Source organism: Amycolatopsis sp. cg13 (genome assembly GCF_041346965.1).
Lineage (GTDB): Bacteria > Actinomycetota > Actinomycetes > Mycobacteriales > Pseudonocardiaceae > Amycolatopsis.
On the sequence record NZ_CP166848.1, the window covers coordinates 8279036 to 8302506 of the forward strand.

The 23471-nt window shown below is 68.3% G+C and carries 21 protein-coding genes, 2 tRNA genes and 1 pseudogene; 8 read left to right on the plus strand and 16 right to left on the minus strand.

The genetic code is table 11. The features are described 5' to 3' along the window. The 3 genes from AB5I40_RS38795 to AB5I40_RS38805 are packed head-to-tail and all read left to right on the plus strand — an operon-like array spanning window position 1 to window position 2634. Entirely contained in the window at window positions 1–333 is a 333-nt protein-coding gene (locus AB5I40_RS38795; RefSeq protein WP_370935136.1) for a hypothetical protein, read from the plus strand. Further along, window positions 330–1247, plus strand: a complete 918-nt coding sequence (locus tag AB5I40_RS38800; RefSeq protein ID WP_370935137.1) for a Dyp-type peroxidase — start codon at window positions 330–332, stop codon at window positions 1245–1247. Before AB5I40_RS38795 ends, AB5I40_RS38800 begins: the two co-directional genes overlap by 4 nt. Before the next feature lie 4 nt (window positions 1248–1251). Continuing rightward, entirely contained in the window at window positions 1252–2634 is a 1383-nt protein-coding gene (locus AB5I40_RS38805; RefSeq protein ID WP_370935138.1) for a glucose-6-phosphate dehydrogenase, read from the plus strand. 11 nt (window positions 2635–2645) lie between these two features. On the opposite strand, the gene AB5I40_RS38810 is transcribed toward AB5I40_RS38805, so the two are convergent. From AB5I40_RS38810 to AB5I40_RS38825, 4 genes are all read right to left on the minus strand, one after another. After that, window positions 2646–3614, minus strand: a complete 969-nt coding sequence (locus AB5I40_RS38810) for a cation diffusion facilitator family transporter (protein WP_370935139.1) — start codon at window positions 3612–3614, stop codon at window positions 2646–2648. A gap of 17 nt (window positions 3615–3631) precedes the next feature. Beyond that, window positions 3632–4264: a DUF1345 domain-containing protein gene (locus AB5I40_RS38815; protein ID WP_370935140.1), complete on the minus strand. Its 633-nt coding sequence runs from the start codon at window positions 4262–4264 to the stop codon at window positions 3632–3634. A 240-nt stretch (window positions 4265–4504) separates the two neighbouring features. Then, window positions 4505–4864 (minus strand): HAD hydrolase-like protein, encoded by a 360-nt coding sequence (locus AB5I40_RS38820; protein ID WP_370935141.1) that lies wholly within the window; start codon window positions 4862–4864, stop codon window positions 4505–4507. 1 nt (window position 4865) lies between these two features. Continuing rightward, the gene (locus AB5I40_RS38825; RefSeq protein WP_370935142.1) at window positions 4866–5855 is read right to left on the minus strand and encodes an MFS transporter; all 990 of its coding nucleotides are present in this window, start codon (window positions 5853–5855) and stop codon (window positions 4866–4868) included. Window positions 5856–5940: 85 nt separating this feature from the next. On the opposite strand from AB5I40_RS38825, the gene AB5I40_RS38830 reads away from it, so the two are divergent. Then, window positions 5941–6396, plus strand: coding sequence for a hypothetical protein (locus tag AB5I40_RS38830; RefSeq protein ID WP_370935143.1), 456 nt, complete (start codon window positions 5941–5943; stop codon window positions 6394–6396). Between the two features lie 126 nt (window positions 6397–6522). Here AB5I40_RS38830 and AB5I40_RS38835 read toward each other — a convergent pair whose 3' ends face one another. Beyond that, window positions 6523–8382, minus strand: a complete 1860-nt coding sequence (locus AB5I40_RS38835; protein ID WP_370935144.1) for a hypothetical protein — start codon at window positions 8380–8382, stop codon at window positions 6523–6525. A gap of 668 nt (window positions 8383–9050) precedes the next feature. Between AB5I40_RS38835 and AB5I40_RS38840 the strand changes: the two genes are divergently transcribed. Next, window positions 9051–10142: a hypothetical protein gene (locus AB5I40_RS38840; RefSeq protein ID WP_370935145.1), complete on the plus strand. Its 1092-nt coding sequence runs from the start codon at window positions 9051–9053 to the stop codon at window positions 10140–10142. 193 nt (window positions 10143–10335) lie between these two features. Here the strand turns inward: AB5I40_RS38840 and AB5I40_RS38845 are convergent, their stop codons facing one another. The 3 genes from AB5I40_RS38845 to AB5I40_RS38855 form a co-directional block, all read right to left on the minus strand. Beyond that, window positions 10336–12615 carry a hypothetical protein gene (locus AB5I40_RS38845; protein WP_370935146.1) on the minus strand — a complete coding sequence of 760 codons (2280 nt, stop codon included), beginning with the start codon at window positions 12613–12615 and terminating at the stop codon, window positions 10336–10338. Between the two features lie 23 nt (window positions 12616–12638). After that, window positions 12639–12711: transfer RNA gene (locus tag AB5I40_RS38850), tRNA-Arg, on the minus strand. Between the two features lie 14 nt (window positions 12712–12725). Next, window positions 12726–12797, minus strand: a tRNA-Thr gene (locus AB5I40_RS38855). Window positions 12798–13104: 307 nt separating this feature from the next. Between AB5I40_RS38855 and AB5I40_RS38860 the strand changes: the two genes are divergently transcribed. Then, a complete protein-coding gene (locus AB5I40_RS38860; RefSeq protein WP_370935147.1) occupies window positions 13105–13494 on the plus strand; it encodes a hypothetical protein in 390 nt (129 codons plus the stop codon). Between the two features lie 117 nt (window positions 13495–13611). On the opposite strand, the gene AB5I40_RS38865 is transcribed toward AB5I40_RS38860, so the two are convergent. Both AB5I40_RS38865 and AB5I40_RS38870 read right to left on the minus strand, forming a co-directional pair. After that, complete coding sequence (locus AB5I40_RS38865) at window positions 13612–13938, minus strand: tetratricopeptide repeat protein (protein WP_370935148.1); 327 nt, start codon at window positions 13936–13938, stop codon at window positions 13612–13614. 701 nt (window positions 13939–14639) lie between these two features. Then, a complete protein-coding gene (locus tag AB5I40_RS38870) occupies window positions 14640–15587 on the minus strand; it encodes a LysR family transcriptional regulator (RefSeq protein WP_370935149.1) in 948 nt (315 codons plus the stop codon). A gap of 183 nt (window positions 15588–15770) precedes the next feature. Here AB5I40_RS38870 and AB5I40_RS38875 point away from each other — a divergent pair, with 183 nt between their 5' ends. Beyond that, the gene (locus tag AB5I40_RS38875) at window positions 15771–17324 is read left to right on the plus strand and encodes a flavin-containing monooxygenase (protein WP_370935150.1); all 1554 of its coding nucleotides are present in this window, start codon (window positions 15771–15773) and stop codon (window positions 17322–17324) included. Window positions 17325–18085: 761 nt separating this feature from the next. Then, window positions 18086–18802 carry a DUF2637 domain-containing protein gene (locus AB5I40_RS38880; protein ID WP_370935151.1) on the plus strand — a complete coding sequence of 239 codons (717 nt, stop codon included), beginning with the start codon at window positions 18086–18088 and terminating at the stop codon, window positions 18800–18802. A 477-nt stretch (window positions 18803–19279) separates the two neighbouring features. On the opposite strand, the gene AB5I40_RS38885 is transcribed toward AB5I40_RS38880, so the two are convergent. From AB5I40_RS38885 to AB5I40_RS38910, 6 genes and pseudogenes are all read right to left on the minus strand, one after another. Next, entirely contained in the window at window positions 19280–19645 is a 366-nt protein-coding gene (locus AB5I40_RS38885; RefSeq protein ID WP_370940695.1) for a pentapeptide repeat-containing protein, read from the minus strand. Window positions 19646–19704: 59 nt separating this feature from the next. Further along, window positions 19705–19758 (minus strand): annotated as a pseudogene (locus tag AB5I40_RS38890) (hypothetical protein); the annotation flags it as partial. Window positions 19759–19794: 36 nt separating this feature from the next. After that, the gene (locus tag AB5I40_RS38895; RefSeq protein WP_370935152.1) at window positions 19795–20070 is read right to left on the minus strand and encodes a hypothetical protein; all 276 of its coding nucleotides are present in this window, start codon (window positions 20068–20070) and stop codon (window positions 19795–19797) included. Between the two features lie 72 nt (window positions 20071–20142). Continuing rightward, complete coding sequence (locus tag AB5I40_RS38900) at window positions 20143–21294, minus strand: N(5)-(carboxyethyl)ornithine synthase (protein WP_370935153.1); 1152 nt, start codon at window positions 21292–21294, stop codon at window positions 20143–20145. Window positions 21295–21343: 49 nt separating this feature from the next. Next, on the minus strand, window positions 21344–21697 hold the full coding sequence (locus AB5I40_RS38905; protein ID WP_240690961.1) for an RGCVC family protein: 354 nt from the start codon (window positions 21695–21697) through the stop codon (window positions 21344–21346). Between the two features lie 758 nt (window positions 21698–22455). Further along, window positions 22456–22785, minus strand: a complete 330-nt coding sequence (locus AB5I40_RS38910) for a hypothetical protein (protein WP_134670394.1) — start codon at window positions 22783–22785, stop codon at window positions 22456–22458. Between the last annotated feature and the right edge of the window lie 686 nt (window positions 22786–23471).

The window sequence follows — 23471 nt, forward strand, 5'->3', positions numbered from 1 at the left end:
ATGAACCAGATCACCGCGAAAACCCTCGGCACTCCCAGCGGAGGCCTCTTCGCCAACCCGTGGCCGCCGGACTTCCCGGCCGCCGGACAGCGCGTCGCGATCTTCGCGTACGAGGTCACCAGGGTCGACGGCACCGACGAGGACACCATCCGCACGTATCACGTCGGCCCGGCCGAAACCGCCGCGCAGGGCCCGATTTCGAGCCACGACGAGCCGCAGGGCATCACCACGGCCTGGCGCGGCTGCGGCACCGGCACGGTCACGTCGATGTCGGCTCCGCTGGACCGCGAACGCACCTGCGAGGTCGTCCCGGACGAGGCAGGTCTTCTGTGACGACTCCGCAACCGGTTCTGGCCCAGCTGAGCGAAAGCGCGACTTTCCTGACGCTGACCATCAATCCCGGGGGAGAGGCCGCTGTCCGCGACCTGCTGCCCGATCTCGCCGGGCTGGTCCGTTCGGTGGCGTTCCCGCTGCCGGAAGAACGCCTCACCTGCGTGACGGGGTTCGGCTCGCAAGCCTGGGACCGGCTTTTCACCGGCCCGCGCCCGCCCGGCCTGCACCCGTTCCAGGAACTGACCGGTTCGCGGCACCACGCGCCCGCCACGCCCGGCGACGTCTTCCTGCACATCCGCGCGACCCGGCAGTACCCGTGCTTCGAACTGGCCCGGCGGGTGGTGACCCGGCTCGGCGACGCGGTCTCGGTGTACGACGCCACCCCCGGGTTCCGCTACTTCGACCGCCGCGACCTGCTCGGCTACGTCGACGGCACGGAGAACCCCACCGACGCGGCCGCGGCCCGCGCAGCGCTCATCAGCGAAGGCCCCTTCACGGGCGGATCCTTCCTGATCGTGCAGAAATACCTCCATGACCTCGCGAAGTGGACGGCGATGCCGGTGGAGGAACGCGACGAGTCCGTCGGCCGGCACCTGGCCGACGACGTCGAGATCCCGGACGCGCAGAAGGCCCCGGATTCGCACGTCGCGCGCACCACCATCGAGGACCCGGACGGCACCGAACACAAGATCCTGCGCGACAACATGCCCTTCGGCTCCATCGCCCGCGGCGAGTACGGCACCTACTTTTGCGGCTACGCGGCCGATCCCGCAGTGACCGAGAAGATGCTGGAGCGGATGTTCGTCGCCGACCCGCCGGACCGGCTGCTCGACGTCTCCACCGCGGTCACCGGCAGCCTGTTCTTCGTGCCCCCGGCCGATTTCCTCGACGATCCGCCGGTCCGGCAGGGCTGAACCGATGGCGGACTGGAACGCCGGGGCCCTGGTGATCTTCGGGATCACCGGGGACCTCGCGGCGAAAATGACCCTGCCCGCGCTGTACCGGCTCGAACAGCGCGGTTCATTGCGGTGTCCGGTGATCGGCACCGCCACCGCCGCGTTGTCCCAGGCCGAGTTCACCGAACTCGCCCGCCGCTCGATCGAGAAGGCGATCGACGACTTCGACGACGCGGTGTTCGCCCGGCTAGCCCGGCGGATGACCTACCTCAGCGGGGAGGCCACGGATCCCGAGCTGTACCAGGCACTTTCCTCGCAACTGACGGCCCGGCCGCTGTACTACCTGGCGCTGCCGCCTTCGCTGTTCGCCCCCGTCGTCGACCACCTGGCCGCCGCCGGTCTGCTGGCCGACGCCCGCGTAGCGCTGGAGAAACCCTTCGGCGCCGACCTGGCGTCGGCACAGGAATTGCGGCGGCGGCTGAGCGAGGTCCTCGACGAGAAGCAGGTGCTCCTCGTCGATCACTTCCTCGGCAAGGAACCGGTCACCGAAATCGAATACCTGCGGTTCGCCAACCACGTGCTCGCCGAACTGTGGGACCGCGACAGCGTGGCCGCGATCCAGATCACCATGGCCGAGAAACTGGACGTCGCCGGGCGGGGACGGTTCTACGACCGCGTCGGGGCACTGCGCGACGTCGTGCAAAACCATCTGCTGCAACTGCTGGCGCTGGTGGCGATGGACGCGCCGGTCGGGTCGAGCGTGGCGGACCTGCGGGCGAAAAAACTCGAAGTGTTCCGGGCGATCCCGGCCGTCGAACCGGGCGACTGCGTGCGCGGCCAGTACGAGGGCTACCAGAGCGTGCACGGGGTGGCGGCCGGGTCGAACACCGAAACCTACGTCGCGCTCAAACTGTCGATCGACGACTGGCGCTGGGCCGGGGTGCCGATCTTCCTGCGGGCGGGCAAATGCCTCCCCGCTCAGGCCACCGAAGTCCGGCTGTTCTTCAAGAACACGCCCCGCTTGCGGTTCCTGCCCGACGCCGCACAGGTCGAGGCCAACCAGTTGGTGCTGCGCATCTCGCCGGACCCGGCCTTCCGGCTGCGACTGTCCGGATTGGACAGTGCACAGCAATGGCGTCCGGTACGCTTGGACACGACCTTCGAGCGGGACCTGGGCACGCCGAGGTCGCCTTATGAACGTCTGCTGGCCGACGCTCTTGTGGGCGACGACCGGCTGTTCGCCTGGCAGGACGCCGTTGAGGAAAGCTGGCGAATTCTGCGACCAGCACTGGCCTACCCGCGTCCGGCGCGGCTGTACGCGCCCGAGACATGGGGCCCTTCCGCCGCGGATGACCTGGTGGACGGATATCCGGCTTGGCAGTCGCCCTGGCTGCCCGCCAGCTAGGTACCTGGGCCTTACTCGACATACCAGTCGGGCAGCGGAGAGGGCCGGAGGTCAGTCGGATCGCCCGGCCGAGCCAGAGTCACTACGGCCCGCTGGATCTCCGGCCGTGCGTCGAGCGCGTCCTGGACATCGTTGACCCGCGCCGCGACGGAGGATTCAGGCGCGTCCCCGGACAGATCGACCGCGGCGACAAGAAAGATCTTGTCCGCCCCGACCCACTCCATGTGCAGGAAACTGACCCGCTCGATCGCCTCGTGCTCAAGCAGCGCCCGCAACACCCGGTTCCGGGCCAGCGGCGTGACCTTCTCCCCGGTCAGAAAATCCATGTTGCGCATAATGAGGAAGACCGCGACCGCGCCGAGCAGCAGCCCGACCAGGATCGAGCCGAGCGCGTCCCAGCGGGCGTCGCCGGTGAGCTGGTGCGCCAGAACGCTCGCCCCGGCGATCACGAGCCCGGCGAGCGCCGAAAGATCCTCGGCGAACACCGCCCGCAACACTGGATTGGACGTGACGCGCACATACCGCAGCGGCCGGAGCTTCCGGGTCGACGCGCCGCGCCGCGTCTGGCGCAGCGCCTGGGCGAACGAGATCCCCTCAAGCACGAACGACACCCCGAGCACCGCGTACGCCCATCCGTACGAGGACGATTCCTCCGGCGCGCGCAGCGACTGCGCCCCGTGCCAGACCGAGACCGCCGCCCCGACCGTGAACAGGCCGAACGCCGCGAACATCGACCACACGTACCCGCCCCGGCCGTAACCGAGCGGATGCGTTTGGTCCGGGCTCTTGCCCGCCTTGCGCTCGCCGACGAGCAGGAACACCTCATTGCCGGTGTCCGCCCAGGAATGCGCCGCCTCGGCCAGCATCGCCGCCGATCCGGTAATCGCCGCCACCGCGGTTTTCGCCGCCGCGATCAGCACGTTGGAACCCAACGCGACGAGGACGGTCGTCAAGCTCTCGCCAGGCCGTGGTTCGGTCATGCTGGGGTCCTTCGCGCTCAGTGGGTGACGATCCCGGCGACAAGGTTGATCGTGGCCGCCAGGATGACCGTGCCGAACACGTACGACAGCAAGGTATGCCGCAGCACGACCGCGCGGATCGTCGAACTGGACACGCTGGTGTCGGACACCTGGTAGGTCATGCCGAGGTTGTAACTGAAGTAGAAAAACTCCCGATACGCGGGCGGATCGTCGGAATTGAAGTCAATTCCGGCGGACGGTGCCGCGTAATACAGGTCGGCGTAACGGGTGGCGTACATGAGATGCAACGCCGCCCACACGAAGAACACGCCGCCCAACGCGACCGCTGCGGCCGCGGGACCGGCAGACTGCCCGGAGACCAGCAACACCACGATGCCAGCCAGACCGCACAACGCGGCAGTGACGACAATGAGCTCCTCAAACGCGGGCCGCACATCCTCGCGGCGCGCGTACTGGCGGGTCAGCTCCGCCGCCATCGGCCACAACACGAGCCACCCCGAGCCGACAAACACCGCCGCGGCCACCGCGATTCCAGCCAAGACCCCCAGCGCGGCACCGGAACCGAAGCCCGCTCCGACACCGACCGCGACTCCCGCCGCCGCCGTGATCCAGAGCCGCCGCGCTACCGGTGCGAGAAAACTGAACCGCATTTCTTTAACTCGCTGAAGACTGCGGTCCTTGACCGTCCACGCCGAAGTGCGCGCAGAGACAGTCGACCTTCCATTCGAGCTCTTGGAGTTTCTCGCCGGCCTGATCAACGCTGGAAGCCATGGCGGGTACCGTACCGTTCAGCTGAGCCATGGGTATAGCGCGGCGGTTTGAACGCAGCCGTTGTTCCAGGGATTTTGGTGCGCGGAACAAAGGAAATTGTCCGCCGTCACAAGATCCCGTCAAACCCCAGCGAGAACCCCCAACCGGGCACAACCGAGGAGATAGCCCTCAGGATCAGGGAAACGTCCTCGGCAGTAATGACCGTGTCGAACAACGCCCGCACCCCGAGGCATCGGTTCGGCCACGTCGGTCGCGTAGGACATCGCCTCGGCGAACAATCCGTCCAGTGTGTACTCACCAGGAAAGAGATGAAGGTTCTCAGCCAGCACAGTCTTGCCAGGACGCCCAGCAAACGACGCCAGCAACGACTCGTCCAACTCGACTCCGTGCGTGTGGAACAACCGACGCCACGCGGCCTGACTGCGGGGTTCGGTATCGACGAGCGTCCCGTCGAGATCGAACAGAGCTACGGCGAGCATGTCATTTCCTTTCCGTGCCGAGCGCGAGGACGGCGGCGATCAGGGCAAGTCCAGTGAACCTGCCGAGCACCGTGGCGAACGAGGGGGTCGTCGCAAAGGGGAGCCCAAGATAAGCCGTGCTCGCACCGGCGACCCCGAGCGCGGCGCACAGCTGGGCATTGGTGTTGAGTACACCGGAGAGATCCGCGACGCGATCCGGGCGGGCGGTCGAGGTGACACGGTCGATCAGCGAGTTCGAACTGGCCCCGAGACCAAGCCCGCCGATCCCGAGAAACACGATCAGCAGCGGCCCAGGACGCCCGGCGATCGACAGGTGGACGCACAACGAGGCATAGCCGGTGGCGAGGAGAAGGCACCCAGCCGTGGGCGCGAACCTCGCCAGCGAGCGGGAAGAAGGGGGAGCGCCAGCCCAGCCACCCCGAAGGCAGCGACCCAAGACACCATGGCCAGCCCGGTCGCAGCCGGTCCGAAGCCGACGCCAGAGATCAGCGGAGACGAGCAGCCCGCCGAGAACCTGCCCCACAACAGCACCGCCAGAGAGCGCGACCGCGTAGTACCCCAGCGCCCGACCCCGGTCGGTGCCGGTGAAGTGCGCCTGGATCCCGCTCAGGACCTGCGGCACCATCAGCGCCCCGGCCGCCCCCTGCAGGAACCGCGCGACGATCAGCCAGCCGATCCCCGGTGCGATCACGCAGGCCAGCGACGCGGCGGTGAACCCGGCCAGCCCCCACAGGAAAATCCTCCGCCGCCCGTTCGTGGCCCCCAGCCTCGCCCCGGTGACCAGCAGCACCGCGCAGGCGATGAGACACCCCGAGACGACCAGCGCCACCGGCCCCGCGCCAGTACCGAGCCCGGTCCGGATCGTGGGTGCGGCGATGGTGACCACCGCACCGTCCACATTGACCATGAACTGCCCGGCCAGCAACACCCCGAGCAGCAACCCCCGACGGGGGCGGATCTGCTCGGAGAGCGGGGAGAGTTCGACAACCACGGGTGTCGAGCGTGCCTGGGCGGGGCGGCGCGCGCTGGCGGATTTCGGGCACTGCTCTCGATCTTGGTGACGGGTACCATGAGGTATGGACGACGGTTCTCCGAAATTCGAGCTCCGGAACGGAATGCTTCGCGACTCCGGTCTTGCCGTGGTGGAAGCGAGTTATTCTTTACCCGGGCCTGTTCCGATGGACGCCTGGCGAGTGGTCATCAGCGGAGACGCTGTTCCGACCGTCCGGGTGCCACACGATTCCGTCGCGGGAAACAATGTCGGCGAAATTGAGCGAAGCTGGGTGTCGACGGCCGCGGAGTTCGGCATTTTCGGCCCCGGCGGGGACTTTCTGCTCAGTGTCGGAGCAGGTCAGCTGGGGAGTCTGCCGTGGGCGCACGTCCGCCGTGGCCAAGACTCCTCCCTTGCTCGTCACCTCGCGGACCATCCTGGCGAGCCTGAATTCGTGGCAATGTCCATGGACGGCCGCGCAATTTGCGGGGTTACCACTGAGGAATACGATGTTTGGATCATCGGCGCCAACCTTGGTTGACCGGGTCCCGGACGAGCCAATGCCCGTCCGGGGCCCGCCCTGCACACACGCCAGGCAGCTGACCGATTCCGGCGTTCACCCGATCCCGCCCAGGCCGGAGTGTCCGCCAGAACCGGCAGCGACGCCTCAGCGTGCAGGCCAGCGCACCGCGTGCACCTGATGGTCGCCGTTGTCGGACTTGCCGATGACATCCCCGCGCGCGTTGACCCCCAACGCCCGCGCCGAGGCCCCGCCCGGCAGCGACGGCAAAACGGTCAGGGCCCCGTCCGCATTCCACCGCAGCGCCCGGTCGGGAACGCCGGAACTGAACGCGGCCCAGCCGACCACCTCTCCAGCACCGGTGATCCCGGTAGCCTCGGCATGGGTCGCGCCAGCGGGGACAGCGAGGACCATGAGCTTGCCATCCACACTCCACCGCGCCGGCCGATTGGCGGTATAACCAGCCGCTTCGCCGCGGTCATTAACCGCGAGGGCTGCGGTGTAACCGGCCAACGGCAGGCCGGGCAACTGGGTGAGCGTCCCGTCCGCCGCCCAGCGGAGCGCGTGCCGGGAGGTGTCGTCCCGGTGCCCCGAGTGCCCCACGACGATGCCCCGATTGTTGACCGCGGCAGCGCCGCCGGTGAAGTCGCCGTCCAGCTTGGGCAGGTAAGTCGAAGTCCCGTCCGCGTTCCACCGGATCGGCCGCGCCCCTCTCGACCGCTGCGCCGTCCGGCCGACGATCACTCCGCTGTCGTTGATCCCCGCAGCGCTGGACCAGGCGTTGCCACCCTGCGTCTTGAGCCGCGTGACGGTCCGGTCCGGGTTCCAGCGGATCGCCCAGGAGCCGTCCGTGCCCGCGATGACGCCGCGGTCGTTGATCGCGCTCGCCCACCGGGTGTCCCCGTCCGGGTCGAGGTCGGTCATCCGGCCGTCGCGGGACCAGAGCACCGGATGCAGCTTGCCGCCGGTTTTCCAGGAACTCCCGATGGCCTGCCCGCGAGCGTTGATCGCACTCGCCGAGGCCGATTCGAACCGAGGCAGCGAACGGCCCAGATCGACCGCCTGTCCCGACGGCGACCAGCGCACCGCCTTTCGCACGGAGCCGGTGGACGCCACGGAATAGCCGACGACCGTGCCATGCGAATCGATCGCGGAACCGCCGCTCTCCCGACTCCCCGGCAACGCGCCGAGATCGGTAATGCCGCCGTGGGAATCCCAGCGCACAGCGTGACTGACCCCGTCCGCGCCACTGGAACTGCCGGTGATGACCCCGGCTTTGTTGATCGCGTTCGCACCGCCGCCCGAGTCCGGCGAACCGAGTCCCGGCAGCTGGTGGACGGTCCCGTCCGCGTCCCAGCGCACCGGCCGCCCGCCCGAACTGCCCACGACGACCCCGGCGTCGTTGATGCCGGTGGCCTTGCTGTCGCTGGCCCCAGGAAGCATGACGAACTTGCCGTCGGAGTCCCACCGGACAGCCTGATTCTGAATAGTCCCGACGACCGTCCCGCGGTCATTGATCGCCAAGGCCGCCGACTCGTCGGCGCCGGACGGCATCGGGAGCATCGTCAGATTCCCGTTGCCGTCCCACCGCGCCGCCTGCCCGCGGGAATTGACCGGCGTAGTCAAGCCGACCGCGACGCCCGCGGAATTGACCGCCGCGGCCTCGCCGTACCCGAAACCGCTCGCCGAACGCAACTCGACGAACGACCCGTCCGGCTGCCAGCGCACGGGTTTCCGCGTGCCGTCACCGTTGTAGGCCGACCCGACGACGACACCCCGGTCACTGACCGCCCGCGCCGCCGACCTGCTGAACGGCGCGGGAACCGGCAACCGTGAGACCTCGCCGCCCGGCTCCCAACGTGCAGCGACGGACGCCTCGGCCCCCGTGTCGTAAAACCCGACCGCGACGCCACTGTCGCTGATCCCGGTGACCTCGCTCGAGGTATCGCCCGGAAACGCGCCGAGATCGACGACCGCCCCCGTCGCAGCGGCTTGGTTTCCGCCCAAGAGGAGACCGCCGCCGAGTAAAAGGACGGAAAAGAAAGTGCCCGGAAAGGAATTTCTTCGCACCACTCGAGAACACCTCCCGCCGCGCGCCGAATGCGCGACCGAGCCGAGTATGACCCGGGCGGCCCGGTGGCGGAAACCCGCTGTTCGGACGCGCGGGATCGGCTGGTTGTCTGCGGTCAAGGCGCTGTCGTGTCCACTGTGGACGAATAGATGCCAGCAGGTGTCAGCAGGAAATCTTCCTTCTCTGCCGCGTCGTGGCGACGATGTCGTGTCGCCGGTGTCCGGCGCGTGCGGAAACTGAGCTTGCCGCTGCCTCGGCGAACGCCGCATATTCACAAGGTCAGGCGTCGGATAAATGGTTGAGCAAAGTTGATTGAACTTGCTTATTTGATTTCTTCCCGGAGTTCGCAGTCACGGCGGTTCCTCCTTCTGTCGCGGCCTCAAGGGGTGCGAGTTCTTCCAGGTTGCTGTTGTTGCCGCGGATGGGGCCGCCCCGTGCACGGTCGGGCCAACGGCATGCGGAACCAGTGCGATATTTGGTCGATTTGTTCAGTTTGGGAGTTCTCGTGGTGCCAGACCACGCCGTCGACGCTCGCGGGCTCGCGTATTAATCTCTTGCTCACTCGGGTCCGATCAGGAGCCGCCTGGTCAGGACGGATTCGCCGATGAGCGCAGTCCCCGATGCCAACACACCGCCGGCGGTGGACCGCGTCGTTGTCGAGCCGGAGCCGGGTCGGCCGTTGAGCGAGGACCGATGGTTCGCGCCGAGCGTGCGCGGGGACCGGAATGCACGGCGCAAACGTGCTGTGTTCCTGTTCGTCTGTTTGACGACGGGCCTGGCGCTGATCGTGTTCGCCCGGTCGAAGATCTACCTAGCTCTTCCCGCCGTCGTGACTGCCTTCGCGGCTGCCAGGCTCTGGTTGCTCGCCCGGAGCGCGTTTCGTGCCCCGCGAAAAGCACGGGAGCGGTTGCTCGACATGCCGTTCCGTAAAGTGTTCGTGGACGACGACATGCTCCAGGCCACGAAGCGCGCGCTGTACCTGAGGCTGGCGAACGACCAGTGGTTCCGCGTCGGCCCGCCAATGGTTAACGGGTTGTTCAATAGCGGGAGTTATGTCTGGACGGTGGGCCCCGAACCTTCGGGCCGTGCAGGGATCGTGGTGCCTGGCTCAGTGGCCACTGCCGTTCTGCGCGCCCGCGCACTGCCCGACTCGGCGCGTCCGGTGCCCCCTTTGGTACCGCGTCCGACTCACAACGCGCAACTTCGCCTCGTCGTCCGGCTCTACCGGCCCCGGAGAATCGCGGCCGCCGTGACGAGGCTCGCGCTGGCGGCCTGGCTGTGCGCCACCTACGCGCCCCTGCTGCTGCACACCTACCGGCAATCCGACGAACTCCTCGGGCTCGCCACGTTCCTCGGGCTTTATCTGGCCGGCGCCCTCGTCTGGACGTCGGCGGCATCCCTGCACTACTGGCTGAACCGCGCACCGCGGGCAGCTCGGGCGACCCAATGGACACCACTGCGGCTTGTCCCCGACTCGATGAGAAACGGCGGGAGGAACCGGAAACTCACCTGCCGGGCCACCTCACCGGAAGGATCCCGCATGGTGTCCGTCGGCGGAGCCTCCCTCGTCGCCGCAGCCCGCACGACCGGGGTGCTGTGGGTAGCGGGCCAGCCAAAGAAAGGCGTTGTCTCCATCGGATTGCCCGGCTACCCGATCCTCGGCCACGCGAAACTCGGGCGCATCGAGCACCGTTGACCTGCGCAGCGGGCCGGGGCGAATCGCGCGGAGCAACTGTCGGCCAAGGGATTCGCGGATGACACCTGCCGACGGCCAGCCGCGAGTTCCACAAAAGCGATCTCCAGCGCGAGCGTCGGAGGACCCGGCGCGGTCGACCTGCAGTCCGGAAAGGGCCGAAGGCGCACAGCGGTCTGAAACAGGGCCCAACGCGTTAGCGTGCGTGGTCGGTGGCGTCTGGCAGGCACCAGTGCCTGCCGGTCGTCCAGCCAAGGAAGCGCCGTCCCGCCTCACCTTCCACTTGCCCGTCCGGGTTGAACCGACCGCCCTCCACCACCTGGGCCAAGCCGGTGACCGCCGGGGCAAACCGTTCCGCCAAGCCTGCTCGGGTCACCTGCTCGCCGAGCTGGCGTACGGTCGCGCGCTGAGTGTCGGTGTCGCAGAAGCTCAGGAAGAACAGTGCCTGCCGCCAGGCGTATGCCGCGTTCTTGATCGCTTGCAGGGCTGCGTGGTGATGGTCGGTGCGGGTCGCCAGCCGGGTCACCGTCCATTTCAATGACTCTGCGGCCAGGTCGGGCGCCGATGCCCGGAGCCGGTTCCGCAGACCCAGCGTGTGCACCAGGACTGCCAGGTTTTGCGTCGTGAGGATCTGGCTCTGCTCCAGGACCGTGCCGTTCGCGGCCACCGAGCCGGGTCTGCGCGCTGGCTGGGCTTCGGCAGCTCGGGTTACGCACATGTCGGCGAAGTCCTCGGCGGTGCGCTTGGCGAGCGCGCGAAACGGCCGCGGGCGTGGCGTCGAAGGCCAGGACTGCGGCAGGTCGTAGTAACGGGCGTAGAGCGTGCCTGCCAGCGTGCGGCTCGTGAGTTCCGCCGCCGTCCGCCATTTCGCGGTGAACTGGCCCATGAAGATGTCCGCGGCTACCTCCTCCACCAGCGGCATCGGCAGCCCGGCCTGCTTGGCGAGCGCGCCCAGTTCGCGCACCAGCGTGTTCGGCAGGATCGCGTGCGGGAACGCGTTGAGCGCCAGCAGCACCGTCTGGGCCAGCGTCTGCCGGGCCGCCCGGGCAGTGTCCGGACGCCGTACTCGCAATGGATCGATCGCCTGGACCCAGGGCAGTTCCTCAAGCCGGACCTGGTTTTCCAGATCGAGCAGCAGCAGACTGCGCCGGCGGCGGAAGGCCGCGTAGGTCTGCGCGTACAGCGTCGAGAGCTGCTCGTCGTCGAAGTTCGCGGCCAGCAGCTGCGCGGTGATCTGGGGCAGGACCGTCGCGAGCACGTCGGCCGAGGTGATCACGTTCCGCGCGACCAGTTCCTCGATCGGCGCCTCCAGCGCACGGGCGATTTTGGCGACCAGGTGGGCCGGTGCGTCCTCGGCGACCGGTTCGATCGACGGCAGCCCGCCGTCGGCCGGAAACCGGTCCAATCGCTCGGCAAGCGCGGCCGCGAGTTCGGCGTGGGTGGGCCGCGCGGCGACCGCGGCCTGCAGCGCCCGCAGCGCCGCCCGCGGTTCCGAGCCCGGTTCGCCGTGCTTGGTGATCGTGTTCGCCAGGGCACGGCGGATCCAGCCCACGTCCCGCCCGTCGAGTTCCGTGCTGTCGCGCTCGCACGCCAGCAACGCGCGGTGCAGCCGGGCGAAGTTGCTCTTTGGATGAAGGTGGGCTTTCGACGCGGTGTGCCGGGCGCTCGCGCTCGCGTAGTCAGCGAGCCACTCGGCGCGGCGCTGCCTCCAGTCGGCAGGCCAAGTACGGCACGGCCAGCCGCCGGCGACGCCGGTTTCGGCCAGCCGCGGCAGATCGCCCTCCACGGTGTCGCACCACAGCGCGACCAGCCGGTCGAACAGCGGATGCCACACCTGCAGCGTTTCCAGCATCTCCGCGATCGCGGGCCGGGTGCTGGCCGACCGCAGCGATTCCCGGACCTCGCCGACGGTGCTCAGCCGCACCAGCGCGCCCGCCGGCCGCGGCGCCGCGCCGGGCAGCGGGGCCAGCCGAAGGCGATGCAGGTGCGGACGAAGCTCGGCGACCAGGTCGAGCGCGGCTTCGGCGTGCCCGCGGTCCAGCAGCCACGCCACGACTGGCAGCGCGGCGTCCTCGGGAACCTCGATCCGGTAGGACTCGGAAGCCAGCATGGCTCGGAGCGCGGCGAGCCCGGCGTCGGTGAGATACCAGAGGTTGAGCCGTTCGCGGTCGGTCGTGCCGGGCCCGTCGGCGCACAGGGCGGCCTCGGCAGGGGAAAGCGGAACCTCGGCCAGGAAGCGGCCGGTAGCGAACCCGCCGTGCGCGACTTCGAGGGTCACCCACGCCGGAGCGCCCGTGACCGGAACCCGCGAGCCGATCCGGAGAGAGCCGTCGGCCATGCCCGTCAGGACGTCCTGCCACCGGCTTGCTTTCGTCCGCGCACGCTGGCGTGTCGCATTGTCCTTCGCGGACATAGCGGTGCGGACAGCCCGCTGCAGCTGCCCGTAGGCGTACCCCGGCGACGCGGCGTGTCCCATGTGGATTCCCCCTGCTCTCAAAGACTTGGAGGCAGGATTCGAACCTGCGCCCTCCCGGTCCGGAGCCGGGTGTTCTGCCTGCTGAACTACTCCAAGACGCGGAGGGGCGGACATGGAGGCGGGATTCGAACCCGCGCCCTCCCGGTTACGAGCCGGGTGATCTGCCGCTGATCTACTCCATGCCGTTCCCCGCACTGGAAAGCCTATGCTGATGCGGGTCGGCACCGCCACCGATTTCAGGCGGTACTCGCTAGTCCAACGGGGGCGTGCGAATCTCCTGCACGGCGCCCGAGCCGTGCTGGAGGGTCCACGGCTACAACGAAGACCTTGGAAGGACCATCCGATGACCTCGGAGCAAGCCCGTCCGCGGACGAACTGGTCGCGACAACGAGGATCTGTGGCACGCGAACTCGCTGGAGACCTCAGCCGACTGGAAGGTCGTGCGCACGCTTTCGAGGGATGCGTTGGCCCGATGGGAAATATCTTGACATGAACGGAATACGCTTCCCTGGGATCAGAACGCAGATCGTCTCCGCGATCGTCAGTTTGTCGGACCGCGACTACCAGGAACGAGTGTGGATCCGGCGCGAACTCCCGCACCCGGACTACTATGACGAATTCGATTTGGCAGTCCACTCCCTCTTCGACGACTCGCCGATTCTTCCGGCCCCCGCCCCCGGCTGCGTCGGGGAGCTGATCTACGCCGACGAGGAGTTTCCGCTCGCTCGGCTGGGTGAGGTACTCGGCCCGCTGGTCGACGAACTCGGGGACGTTCCCGACGCTGATTACTTGAACAGCTCGCAGTGGCCGGAAGTGATTCGCCGGGCGAAGGCCGTGCGAGAAATAATGGAACGGAACGAGGAAACCCGTCGTGATTGACACACTCGGCGTCCAGTCCGAGGAGTGACGCGGTGGTGCCGCCGGGACACTCATGCGGGCCTCGCCGCCGGTCGCCAGGCGTGTCGACACCTGGCGGTCTTAGGTCACGTCGAAGAATTACCGGAAACGCGGCCAAGACCTGCCCTTGCGCGCGGCGAGCGCCTCGTTGTACCGGCCCAGGTTCCGCAGCGTGCTGGCATACTGCACCCTCCCGCCGCGACGATCGTCATCCGACAGCGCCGACCAGCCACACCGCTCGTATTCCTCCGCCGCATCGGCCTCCAATCCGGAGTAGTCCAGCGCGCATGCGAGCGCGTATTGGGTCCGCGGGTCCTCCGGGTGTTCGGAACGGAGAGCACGGAAGTACTCGAGCGTCACCGGGTAGTCATCGCGCCGAGCGGACGTCCAGCCGTCCTTGATCGCCGTTGCTACGATATCGAACAAATTGGACTCCCGTCGTTTTCGTTGTCGCCAATCGCCGGGTTCACCGGCCGCCACCAAGATCCACCAGCGCGACGGATCTGTTCCAGCGTAACCAGGAGCCGCGGTTCTCGGTGGCATCTCGTTCCAGGTCCGAGGACCCGTTCCACTTGCCGCCGATATGACGCCGCTGCGGCGGCGGGACTGTTCCGGGATATTTCTTCGATCAGCACGCCGGATTCCCACGCCGCAAGGGAAGTCCCTTGCCCGAGTGGGGGATCGGTCACCGCGAGTGAGTCGCCGACGCGAACGAGATAGTGGGGATCCGTCGAGGTGTCTATCAGAACATTCCTGGCACCGCTATGGGTGGACAGGTCGGAAAGGGGGGTCGATGTGCCCGGCCGACACTACTCGGCTATGCCGGGAATCTTCGAGAGAATCCGGTCGAAGTCAGCTGTGCCAGCGATCCGAAACGGGGCTTTTTCGCTGATCATGCGAGCGATGATCAGCACGAAATCACTCGTCTCTTGCCACAAGACCTGACCCGACCACCCGCGGAACGAGCGACTGGTTCCGTAGCCGTATTCCAAGCTGGTGGGCGGATGTCCGGTCAACGTGTAGATCAGGTCGCACGATTCGTCGATGTGCTCGGGGGAACCTCTCGAACTCGCACCGCCGTGTGCATCGACGACCGAGTCCGCGGTCTGGTGTCGCTGCGGACCGGTTCAGCGCGGCCGATGCGTCCCCGGTCGCCCAGCACAGTCGCCGCGGGGGCCGCCCGCCCCTTCGAGCAAGGCCTGCGCGGCCTCGCGGAACGCGGCCACCAAATGCGCGGTCTCCCCGGCGCGGGTGGCGAGCACCACCTGGCAGGGCTCGAAGCCGTGCAGCGGGATCGAGATCAGGTCCGGGCGGGTGCTGTCGGCACGCAGCCCGGCGGGCACGATGGCGACGGCCTGCCCGGAGGCGACCAGTTCGAACGAGTCCTCGAGGTGGCCGATCAGCGGACCGCCGGGTGCCGGCGTGCCGTCCGGACGGGGGTCCAGACGCCAGTACGAGTCCCACTCCGCATCGGGCAGCCTCGGCATGGGCTCAGTCGCGATGTCGTCGAGGGTGACCGATTCCCGGCCGGCCAGCCGGTGGTCCCCGGCCACGAGCAGCACCCGGGCCTCCTCGTACAGGACGGTGACGCACAGCCCGTCAGTGGCGAACGGCAGTCGCGTCACGACGGCGTCCACCCGGTAACCGAACAGGGCCGTCCGCAGCTCGGACAGCTCCAGGTGCACGGTGTGCACCTCGGCCTCCGGGTGGTGGTGGCGCAGTCGCCGCACTGCCGGAGTGACGATCAGCCCGCGCGTGTGGCCGACGGTGACCCGGCTGGGCGCCGCGGCCGCGCGGGCCTCCGCCGCGGCCGTCGCGGCGACGGCCAGCAATTGCCTGGCGTGGGGAAGGAACGCGGCTCCGGCAGGGGTAAGGCGGGTGCCCTGCCGGTCACGGTCGAGCAGCCGGGTGCCGACGCGCTGCTCAAGAGTCCGGATCTGGCGGCTCAGGCTCGGTTGCGTGACGTGCAGCAGTGCCGCGGCGCGGCCGAAGTGCTGCTGCTCGGCGACTACCGCGAAGTAGCGGACCAGCCGGAGGTCGAACTCGACCGATGGCAGCGCGTCGGTCGGGTTCACAACACCCAAGATAGCCCGCTCGCCGGGCCGTGATGCCTGAAACGCGTCACGGGATGCGAAACAAGCCTTGGACGGCCTCCCTCGGCAGCGTGGAGTGTTTGAAGTGAGGTGACGGGCACGGGCCGAGCGGGTGCCCTCCTCGCGCGAAAACCGCTTGAGCAGAGCCGATGTGGGAGTGCCATCATGATCGAGTACTACGAGACTGTCGTGGTCGGTGGGGGTTTCGGCGGCATCTGCGCTGCGCACGATCTGCTGGCTGAGGGCCGGGAAGACTTCGTCATTCTCGAGCGTGCCGCGGAACTGGGCGGAGTGTGCCGGGACAACCGCTACCCCAATGCGGCCTGCGACGTCCCGGCACATTTTTACAGCCTCTCGTTCGCGCCGAACCCGACGTGGACGCGCAGCTACGCGCCGTGGGACGAGATTCTCGCCTATATCGGCAAAGTGGCCGAAGATCTGGGGATCCGGGACCGCGTCCGGTTCGACACCAGGCTGGTGTCGGCGAGCTGGGAAGAACCCGCGGGGGTGTGGAACCTGCGTACCGCCGAGGGAGCATCGCTGTCGTGCCGGTTCCTGATCGTGGCGAGCGGTTCGCTCAGCACCCCTCGCATTCCCGACCTTCCGGGGCGCGAGACGTTTCGCGGCGACGTGATCCACACGGCGCAATGGGACGACCGAATCTCCCTGGCAGGTCGACGCGTGGCGGTCGTCGGTGCGAGCGCCAGTGCCGCGCAGGTTCTCCCCTACGCCGTCGATGTGGCCGAGAGCGTGCTGGCGGTGATCCGCACCCCGCCCTACGTCATGCCGAAGGACGAACAGTTCTACGACCTCGAGGCACAGGCCCGGTTCCGGGCCGAACCGGCGCGGATGGACGCCATCCGTTCGGCGGCCGAGCACCGGTTCAACGTCGAGGCGGAGACACATGCGGTCATGGACGAGGCCAACCTCGCCAAGCTCGAAGGGCAGTGGCGGGACTACCTGGAGTCGGAGATCCGCGACGCGGGCCTGCGCGAACTCCTGACCCCGTCGTACCGGTTCGGCTGCCGCCGGCCGGTCATGTCCAGCACGTTCTATCCCGCCCTCGCCGACCGCAAAACCACTGTCTGGTCGGCAGAAATCGAAGCGATGACCGCGACCGGCGTCATGACCAGCGACGGGCGCGCCTGGGACGCCGACGTGGTCGTTCTCGCGACCGGCTTCACCGCGACCGCCATGTTCGCCGGGATCGAGTTCCGCGGTGAATCCGCGTGCTCGTTGAAGGCGGATGCGTGGCGCGAAACGCCACATGCCTACAAAGGGACTGTCGTCGCGGGGTTTCCCAACCTCTTCCTCGTGACCGGGCCGCACACCCAGGCGAGCGGGTCGATCATCGCGGTCATCGAGGCGCAGATGAAGATGATCATGCAATACATCCGGCTGGTCGAGGAGAACGGCGCTGTCTCCGTTCAACCGTCGCAGCGAGCTCAGCGAGACTTCAACACCTGGGTCGACGGCGCAATGGCGGACTCTGTCTGGGAGGCCGGTGCGTGCCACAGCTGGTACCGCCAGGGCATGACGGGCAAAGTGGTGACCAAATGGCCCGGAAGCCTCGCGAGCTTCCAGAAAATGACCAGCACGCTCGACCTCGACGACCTCGTGCTGAAGTCAGGCGCGGCAGGGTCTCAATCTCGGCCGACGACCGGGAAGCCGGCCAGTTCCCGCGCAGAATCGGCGTCGGCCGTGCGGTGCGCGAAGTAGGTCGTCACCGGACCGTCCTCGTGGCGAACAATGCTCATGAAACCGGGCGGAGTGTCGATATTCGAACAGCGCCGTATGCCGAGGTATCTACCGCGTCCTGAACTGTCGGATGGCTACACGGTTTTTGCAGCCGCGCACCAGACCGCGGCGCCGCGCACGGCTGTCCAGCTTCCAAGGACGCCGCTGCGCCGACGGTCCGTACCCAGGCCGGGCGGACTTCGCACCGCTTCCGCCCGGCCTCCGGCGCGGCGACTCTTGCTCTCGGCGCGGCGAAGAGGGGCCTCTACGCCAACGTCGCCCAGGAGGTCGCCGCCGCTGCCGCCCGCAAGCTTGCCAGAGCCACCCGGCGGAAGACCAGGCTTCACCCGGCTCGCACTCCTGGGCTTCCCTTGGGCTCCCCGGAGACCACAATGGACAGACAACAATCGGAAGAATGTCGTTCAGACAGCACAAATCCCCAGGCCGAAAACTTCTCGAACCTGGGGAGTGTGAGGGTGCGCCATCAGGGACTCGAACCCCGAACCCGCTGGTTAAGAGTCGTTTCGACGGGGTTTCGGGTGGTGCCGAGTGATGTCGGTCAGTGTCGTTTTCCTCGGGGCCCGGGTGCTCGTTGTGTCGGTTGATGTCGCAGCCTGTCGTCGTGTTTCTGCGCTCTCGGGCTCCCCTCGGGCTCGCACGCGCCGGAGTCTGTCGCGTCGTTCGGTGGGGTTTGACCAGCGGCTTCTGTCGATGGTCGGTCGTGCGGCGAAGGAGGCGTCCTGATGGGGGAGGCACATGGACGGGTTGCTCCGAACCTTGCCCTGTGGATCCAGTGCGGCTGCACCGGTCTGGTTGCGGTTGGCGCGGCGTATGCCTCGTATCGCCACGGGCGTGAGTTTGCGCTCCGGTTCGGGGCAGACTCGTCGACGGCGTCGATCTGGCCACTTCTGGTTGACGGGTTGCTGACGATCGCGACCGTCGAGTTGTGGAAGCGAGGCCGGTCTGGCCGGGAGCACGGCCGTTGGGTGGCGTGGTCGGCGTTCGTGTTCGGGATCGGGTTGTCTCTGCTGGCGAATGTCGGGTCGGCTCCGGTGGAGAGTCCGTTGCAGGTGGTGGTGGCGGCGTGTCCGCCGGTGGCGTTGCTGTTCGCGGTTGAGCTGCTGAATCGGGCGTTGAAGCAGCAGATCGCCGAGACTTGCCCCGAGGCTGTGGCTGAAGGCGAGACTGAGGTCGTGCGAGCCGGCCTGAACGTGGTCTCGGACAGTCTCGGCGAGGCTAGTGCGCGGACCGCGGAGCAGCGGATGTGGAGGTATTACGCGGAGCAGGCAGCCGCGGGACGCTCGCCGAGCGGGGCAGAGCTGGACCGGGTGGCGGGGACGCACAACTACGGTCGTCGTGTCCTGCGCCGGTGGCGGCGGTCGGGCCGTCTGCTGGAGGCCGATGCGGCTTCTGAACAGGAGGAGCTGGTGGTGGAGGCGCTATCGGCTGTCGGGCGGTGAGCGATGGATGCCGGCTCGAGGGTGGACTACGCGAAAGGAACGGGGACGTCATCCGCGACGAGTACACGGCAGACAGCACCACGGACCGTTCGCTCCGCTGTTTGGCTCTTCTGCCCGCCGACGTCGACACGACCGATGCTGTAGCGGAGAACGAGTGGATTTGCCGGTGCGGGAACCAGTCGCACCGTCCGGTTTTCGTTCCGATCGACCGGAACCGCATCGAGATCCAGCCCACGCTCGAAAGAAGATGCCTCGACGGTTGACACGGTAGCTCGCACCGTTGCAGTCGTTGGCCACATTGTCAGCCAAACATCGTGCGTGCGGAGAACGTCCTGCCGTGGCCCGACGATCCGCCGGGAGTGGAGCCGCGGTGGTGCGCGGGCCGCTCTCGCTTGCCGACGAACAGTCTGGATCGAATAGCTGTTCGAAGGTCATTTGCTGAGCTTTGCGCTGGCGGAGGGTGTTGTCGAGCGCTGGTCAGAGCCGCCCGCGCAGTTCGGGGGGAAGGACAGTCGACATATCGGTTACTGCCGCCTTGAGTGCATCCGCAGTGAGGCCGACCGTGGTGCTGAGATCTGTTCCAGGCAGGTCCGCTTCGGCAAGGTTCGCGCCGGTCAGGTCCGTGTCGTGCAAGGTGGCTCCGCGCAGCCGAGCGCGGCGCAGATCAGCGTTGACGAAGCAAGTCCGGGAAAGGTCCGTGCCTCGGAAATCGGTATCCGTGAAGGTGGTGCCGTTGGCTGCGGCGCCACTGAGCGAGGTGTTCGAAAGCCGGGCGTTGTCCAGGGCAGCGCCGCGTAGCTTGGCTGAGCCGAGGATCGCGTCTCGCAGGTCGGCGTGGGCCAGGGTCGTGCGGTCGAGGTCAGGTTCGCCCGGGCCAAGACCGCGTTTTCGCCGAAGCGGGCTTCGCGAAGCACCGCGCCGGTCAGATCAGCTCCGGACAGTTCCACGTCGGTGAGGTCCGTCTCGCTCGCACCTCCCGCATCGGGGCGGGCTCAGCCGCCAAGCAGTGCGGGCGGTGCGGAAGCCTGCCGCCGCGTGGCGGCCGGCGGGGAGGGCTCCGCGGCCGACAGCCGTGTTAGGCGGCCCCGGGCGAGCCGGTGCACCATGTCGCCGAGGGTTTCGGGAACGATCGAGCCGTCCAGATCGCGGGCTGCGGCGCGGACCTCCCGGTGCACCGCGTCGGGGGAGAGCTGGCTGGCGAATTCGCCGCCGAGCCACTCGCCGACCTCGGTGACGACGTCCTTGCCAGTGCTCGGTATCGCAGTCATTGAGACTCCTTCCCGAGCGAATGCCGAGAATCTGGGCGACGAGACCGGACCGTCGGCAGCGGGTGCCGACGGCTACGTCACGCGGTGGGGATAAGCCGCGGAGCGCCGTTGGAAGGTGAGGATCGCCGGGTTCGCGATGACGCCGTCGCGGATTTCGACGGCGCGTCCGATGGTGTCGTCGGTGTCCCATGCGGAGGGTCCGTCGAGCACCGGTCGCAGCAGGGGGAGCAGGGCCTCGCTGATCTCCCAGGTCGCCGAACTCCACAGGTAGGACGGGCTGTGGTCGACGGCGTAGTAGGTGATGCCTTCGCCGACGGTGAAGGTCGGGTCGGCGAAGGTGGTGGGCCGGGCCCAGCTGAAGCCCATGCCCTCGTCGCACGAGACGTCGACGATGAGGCTGCCTGGTTCGAACGCGTCCAGGTCGGCTTTGACGAGAAACGTCAGCGGCTCGGCGGGATCCTGCAGCACGCAGTTGACGACGATGTCGTGCTCGGCGAGGAATCCGGCGAGGGGGACTCGTCCGCGGTCGGTGAGTGCGTGGCTGCGGCGGAGGTCGCCGGGGCTGTTCGCGTCGTGCTGGAAGTGCACCATCGTCGCGGAGTGGATGGGCGAGCCGACCGCGGTGATGCCGCGGCCGGTGAGGACGCGCACGTCGTGCACGCCGTGTGCGTTGAGCGCGGTGACCGCGCCTCGCGCGGTCGCGCCGAAACCGATGACCACCGCCCGGAGGCGGCGTCCGTAGTCGCCGGTCGACCCGGTCAGCTGCAGGGCGTGCAGGACCGAGCAGTAGCCGGCCAGCTCGTTGTTCTTGTGGAACACGTGCAGCCCGAAGGACCCGTCGCGGGTCCAGTGGTTCATCGCCTCGAACGCGATCAGCGTCAGCCTGCGGTCGACGGCCAGCTGGGTGAGTTCCCGGTCTTGGACGCAGTGCGGCCAGCCCCACAGCACCTGGTGCGGCCGCAGTTCGGCGACGTCGCTCCGCACCGGTTTGGCGAGCAGGACGACGTCGCATTCGGCGATGAGTTCCTCCCGCGTGCGCAGCCCGGCGACGGTGCCTTTCAGCTGTTCGTCGGGCACGTCGAAGTCCTCGCCGTAGCCGTGTTCGAGGTAGATGCGCTCGCGCAGATCGGCGTCGATCCGCTCGAGATGCCGGGGGTGGATCGGCAATCGGCGTTCGTCCGGTTTCCGCGAATGCGCGACGACGCCGAGAGTGAGCTGGTGCACCGGGTTCCTTTTGCTCGATGGTGGTCTGGACAACGTGTGCCCGAGGGCGTTATCGGCGCAGGTCTTCGGGCGTTTCGTCAATGAGGTGCAGCAGTCGCACAGCGAGGGCCTGGCAAGCGGTGTCGGTGAGGCCGGTGTCTTGCTTGAGCAGGTCCCGTACCTTGGCGACGCGTTGGTCGTAGCGGGAGACGAAGTCGATTCGTGCGGTCATGGGTCGTTCCTCTTTCGTGGTTTCGCGGCCGCCAGCGGCGCAGGCGCAGCGGCGGTGGAGCGCGCCTGCTGCGGTCGCGGCGCAGAAGCGGTCCGCGATCGGGTCGTGCGCGTCTGTCTGATGTGGACAGACCGGGCAATCGCCGGACGGCGCCGCGGCGGTCGGCGCCAGCGCGGCGCGCATCGCGATCATCGCCGGGCTCTTCGGCCGGCGGTCGCCGATCCGTTCGCGGCCGTGCGGAACACGCTGGCGACGGTGCCCGGGGAATGGACGGGCTCCGTACGGGCCCGCGGCGGAATGCGGTGCGGTACGTTCATGACGCTCCAGCCCCGGCAACCACCGGAACTGGGACGAGAAGGCCGGCGTGCCGCGATCGTCACCACGTGGCGCGCGAGAACCAGGCGGAGTCCGGGGACGGTGCAAACTCGATTGCCCGCACACGGGATGCTCCCGGACACCACTGACCCTACACGCGCCTGGGCCTCAGCAGGTAACGGTCACCCGCTCGGCGCCGTCCCGGCATCCCGGCGACCGGGCCGCCGGCCGGGGACCGTTCCCGACGGGGATCTCCGGCGGCACCGAGCAGGCCGGCCCGCCGAGGACCCGTGCCGATCGCCGTGACCGGCAACCGCCCGGCCGGATTCGGAGAACGCGGCCCTGCCGCCGTCGACATCCGTGTTCGGCACCGGCGAGGATCTGCCGCGCCACGCGGTGAACCCGGCGTGCGCGGCTGGAATCTCCGGTGCTTCCGCGCCTCGAACGACGTGCTCACGGCGCTGCGCGGAGCGTGTGTCGCTGGTGAAGCACGACGGTTCGGCGGTTCCGGCGCAGATGGCTGCTGGTTGCGCTCGAGTCGGCGCAGGCGACGCCAGTGCAGACGCAGAATGCGGATCCGCTTGGCAGAGTTTCGTCAGGGGCGGTGTGCTCGAGGGGTACGCACCGAGTTCCGTTCAGCACGATTGCCCGCCCGGCAAGCGCGCGAGCGGGTCGGCCCGCGCGGCGTTCCACCGCAACGCCGCGTCCAGCTGTGCCTCCGAAAGCCGTACCCGTCGCGAGATCTGGCGCAGGGATGCGCGGCTCAGCGACGAGTCCCGGCTGGCCTGGCACAGCAGCCCGAACCACCACTGCTCGTCGACCCATTCGAGCTTGGCCTTGCTCACCAGCGCGGCCAGGTGCTCGTCGCAGCACGCGTGGACGACCCGTTGTCCGGGCAAGGCCAATTCCACGGAATCGACGACCGACGAGTCGCGCACCAGAGCGGTCTGGAGGCTCGTGGACACGGGCCGCTCGCCGCAGTACCCGCAGGGCGGGTCACGGCGGCCGGGGATCGCCCCGAAGGGGTAGGCAGGCGGCACCAGAACCTCCGGCTCACTGCGACCAGTTCCGTCTCGCGGGCAGCAAGCCGGTGGCGGGGCGGAACGGCGTCTGCACGATCCCGGGCAAGGCTGAGGCCGTCCCCCTCTGCGGAATCACACTACGGGCACCCTGACGCGATGTCAGTACACCATCCGGGTCCGCCGCAGCCGCAAGCTCGAGCAGAGTGCGCACGAGATCGGCGGTGCGAGAGAGAAAAGCGGCTGCTTGACTTGCGGTGCGAGCGAGTCCGGTCTTCGCCGCCCACGGAGCGCGGCTGGCTCCCGGCAGCAGTGGCCGGGCCGAGAGCTGTCCGGCCGCTACTGCGTGGCGTGGTCTGCTGACCGCGGCCACCAGCCGCTGCCGACGTGCCCGCACTCGGAGCGGGCGGCTTCAACGAAACCCGCGCTGCAACGGGCCGCGCGCTGCCTCCAGCCTGAGACTGTCATCCGGCTTCCCGTGCTCGAGGTCGCCTTCGTTGCCGTTCGGCGCATGGAGAGGTCGACACCCCCCCGGCAACAGCGGAGGAACGAAGAGGCAAGCCTGGCATTTCGCCGTACGGCACAGGAAACCGGCCTCGGCGCCGCCCTGCCGGGTCTGCACGGCCGATGTC

Excerpts from the sequence above, each read along its gene's own strand:
- AB5I40_RS38795 (WP_370935136.1), top strand. The coding sequence starts at position 1 with ATGAACCAGATCACCGCGAAAACCCTCGGCACTCCCAGCGGAGGCCTC.
- AB5I40_RS38805 (WP_370935138.1), top strand. The coding sequence starts at position 1,252 with ATGGCGGACTGGAACGCCGGGGCCCTGGTGATCTTCGGGATCACCGGG.
- AB5I40_RS38810 (WP_370935139.1), bottom strand. The coding sequence starts at position 3,614 with ATGACCGAACCACGGCCTGGCGAGAGCTTGACGACCGTCCTCGTCGCG.
- AB5I40_RS38815 (WP_370935140.1), bottom strand. The coding sequence starts at position 4,264 with ATGCGGTTCAGTTTTCTCGCACCGGTAGCGCGGCGGCTCTGGATCACG.
- AB5I40_RS38820 (WP_370935141.1), bottom strand. The coding sequence starts at position 4,864 with ATGCTCGCCGTAGCTCTGTTCGATCTCGACGGGACGCTCGTCGATACC.
- AB5I40_RS38830 (WP_370935143.1), top strand. The coding sequence starts at position 5,941 with ATGGACGACGGTTCTCCGAAATTCGAGCTCCGGAACGGAATGCTTCGC.
- AB5I40_RS38840 (WP_370935145.1), top strand. The coding sequence starts at position 9,051 with ATGAGCGCAGTCCCCGATGCCAACACACCGCCGGCGGTGGACCGCGTC.
- AB5I40_RS38845 (WP_370935146.1), bottom strand. The coding sequence starts at position 12,615 with ATGGGACACGCCGCGTCGCCGGGGTACGCCTACGGGCAGCTGCAGCGG.
- AB5I40_RS38860 (WP_370935147.1), top strand. The coding sequence starts at position 13,105 with ATGAACGGAATACGCTTCCCTGGGATCAGAACGCAGATCGTCTCCGCG.
- AB5I40_RS38875 (WP_370935150.1), top strand. The coding sequence starts at position 15,771 with ATGATCGAGTACTACGAGACTGTCGTGGTCGGTGGGGGTTTCGGCGGC.
- AB5I40_RS38880 (WP_370935151.1), top strand. The coding sequence starts at position 18,086 with ATGGGGGAGGCACATGGACGGGTTGCTCCGAACCTTGCCCTGTGGATC.
- AB5I40_RS38895 (WP_370935152.1), bottom strand. The coding sequence starts at position 20,070 with ATGACTGCGATACCGAGCACTGGCAAGGACGTCGTCACCGAGGTCGGC.
- AB5I40_RS38905 (WP_240690961.1), bottom strand. The coding sequence starts at position 21,697 with ATGATCGCGATGCGCGCCGCGCTGGCGCCGACCGCCGCGGCGCCGTCC.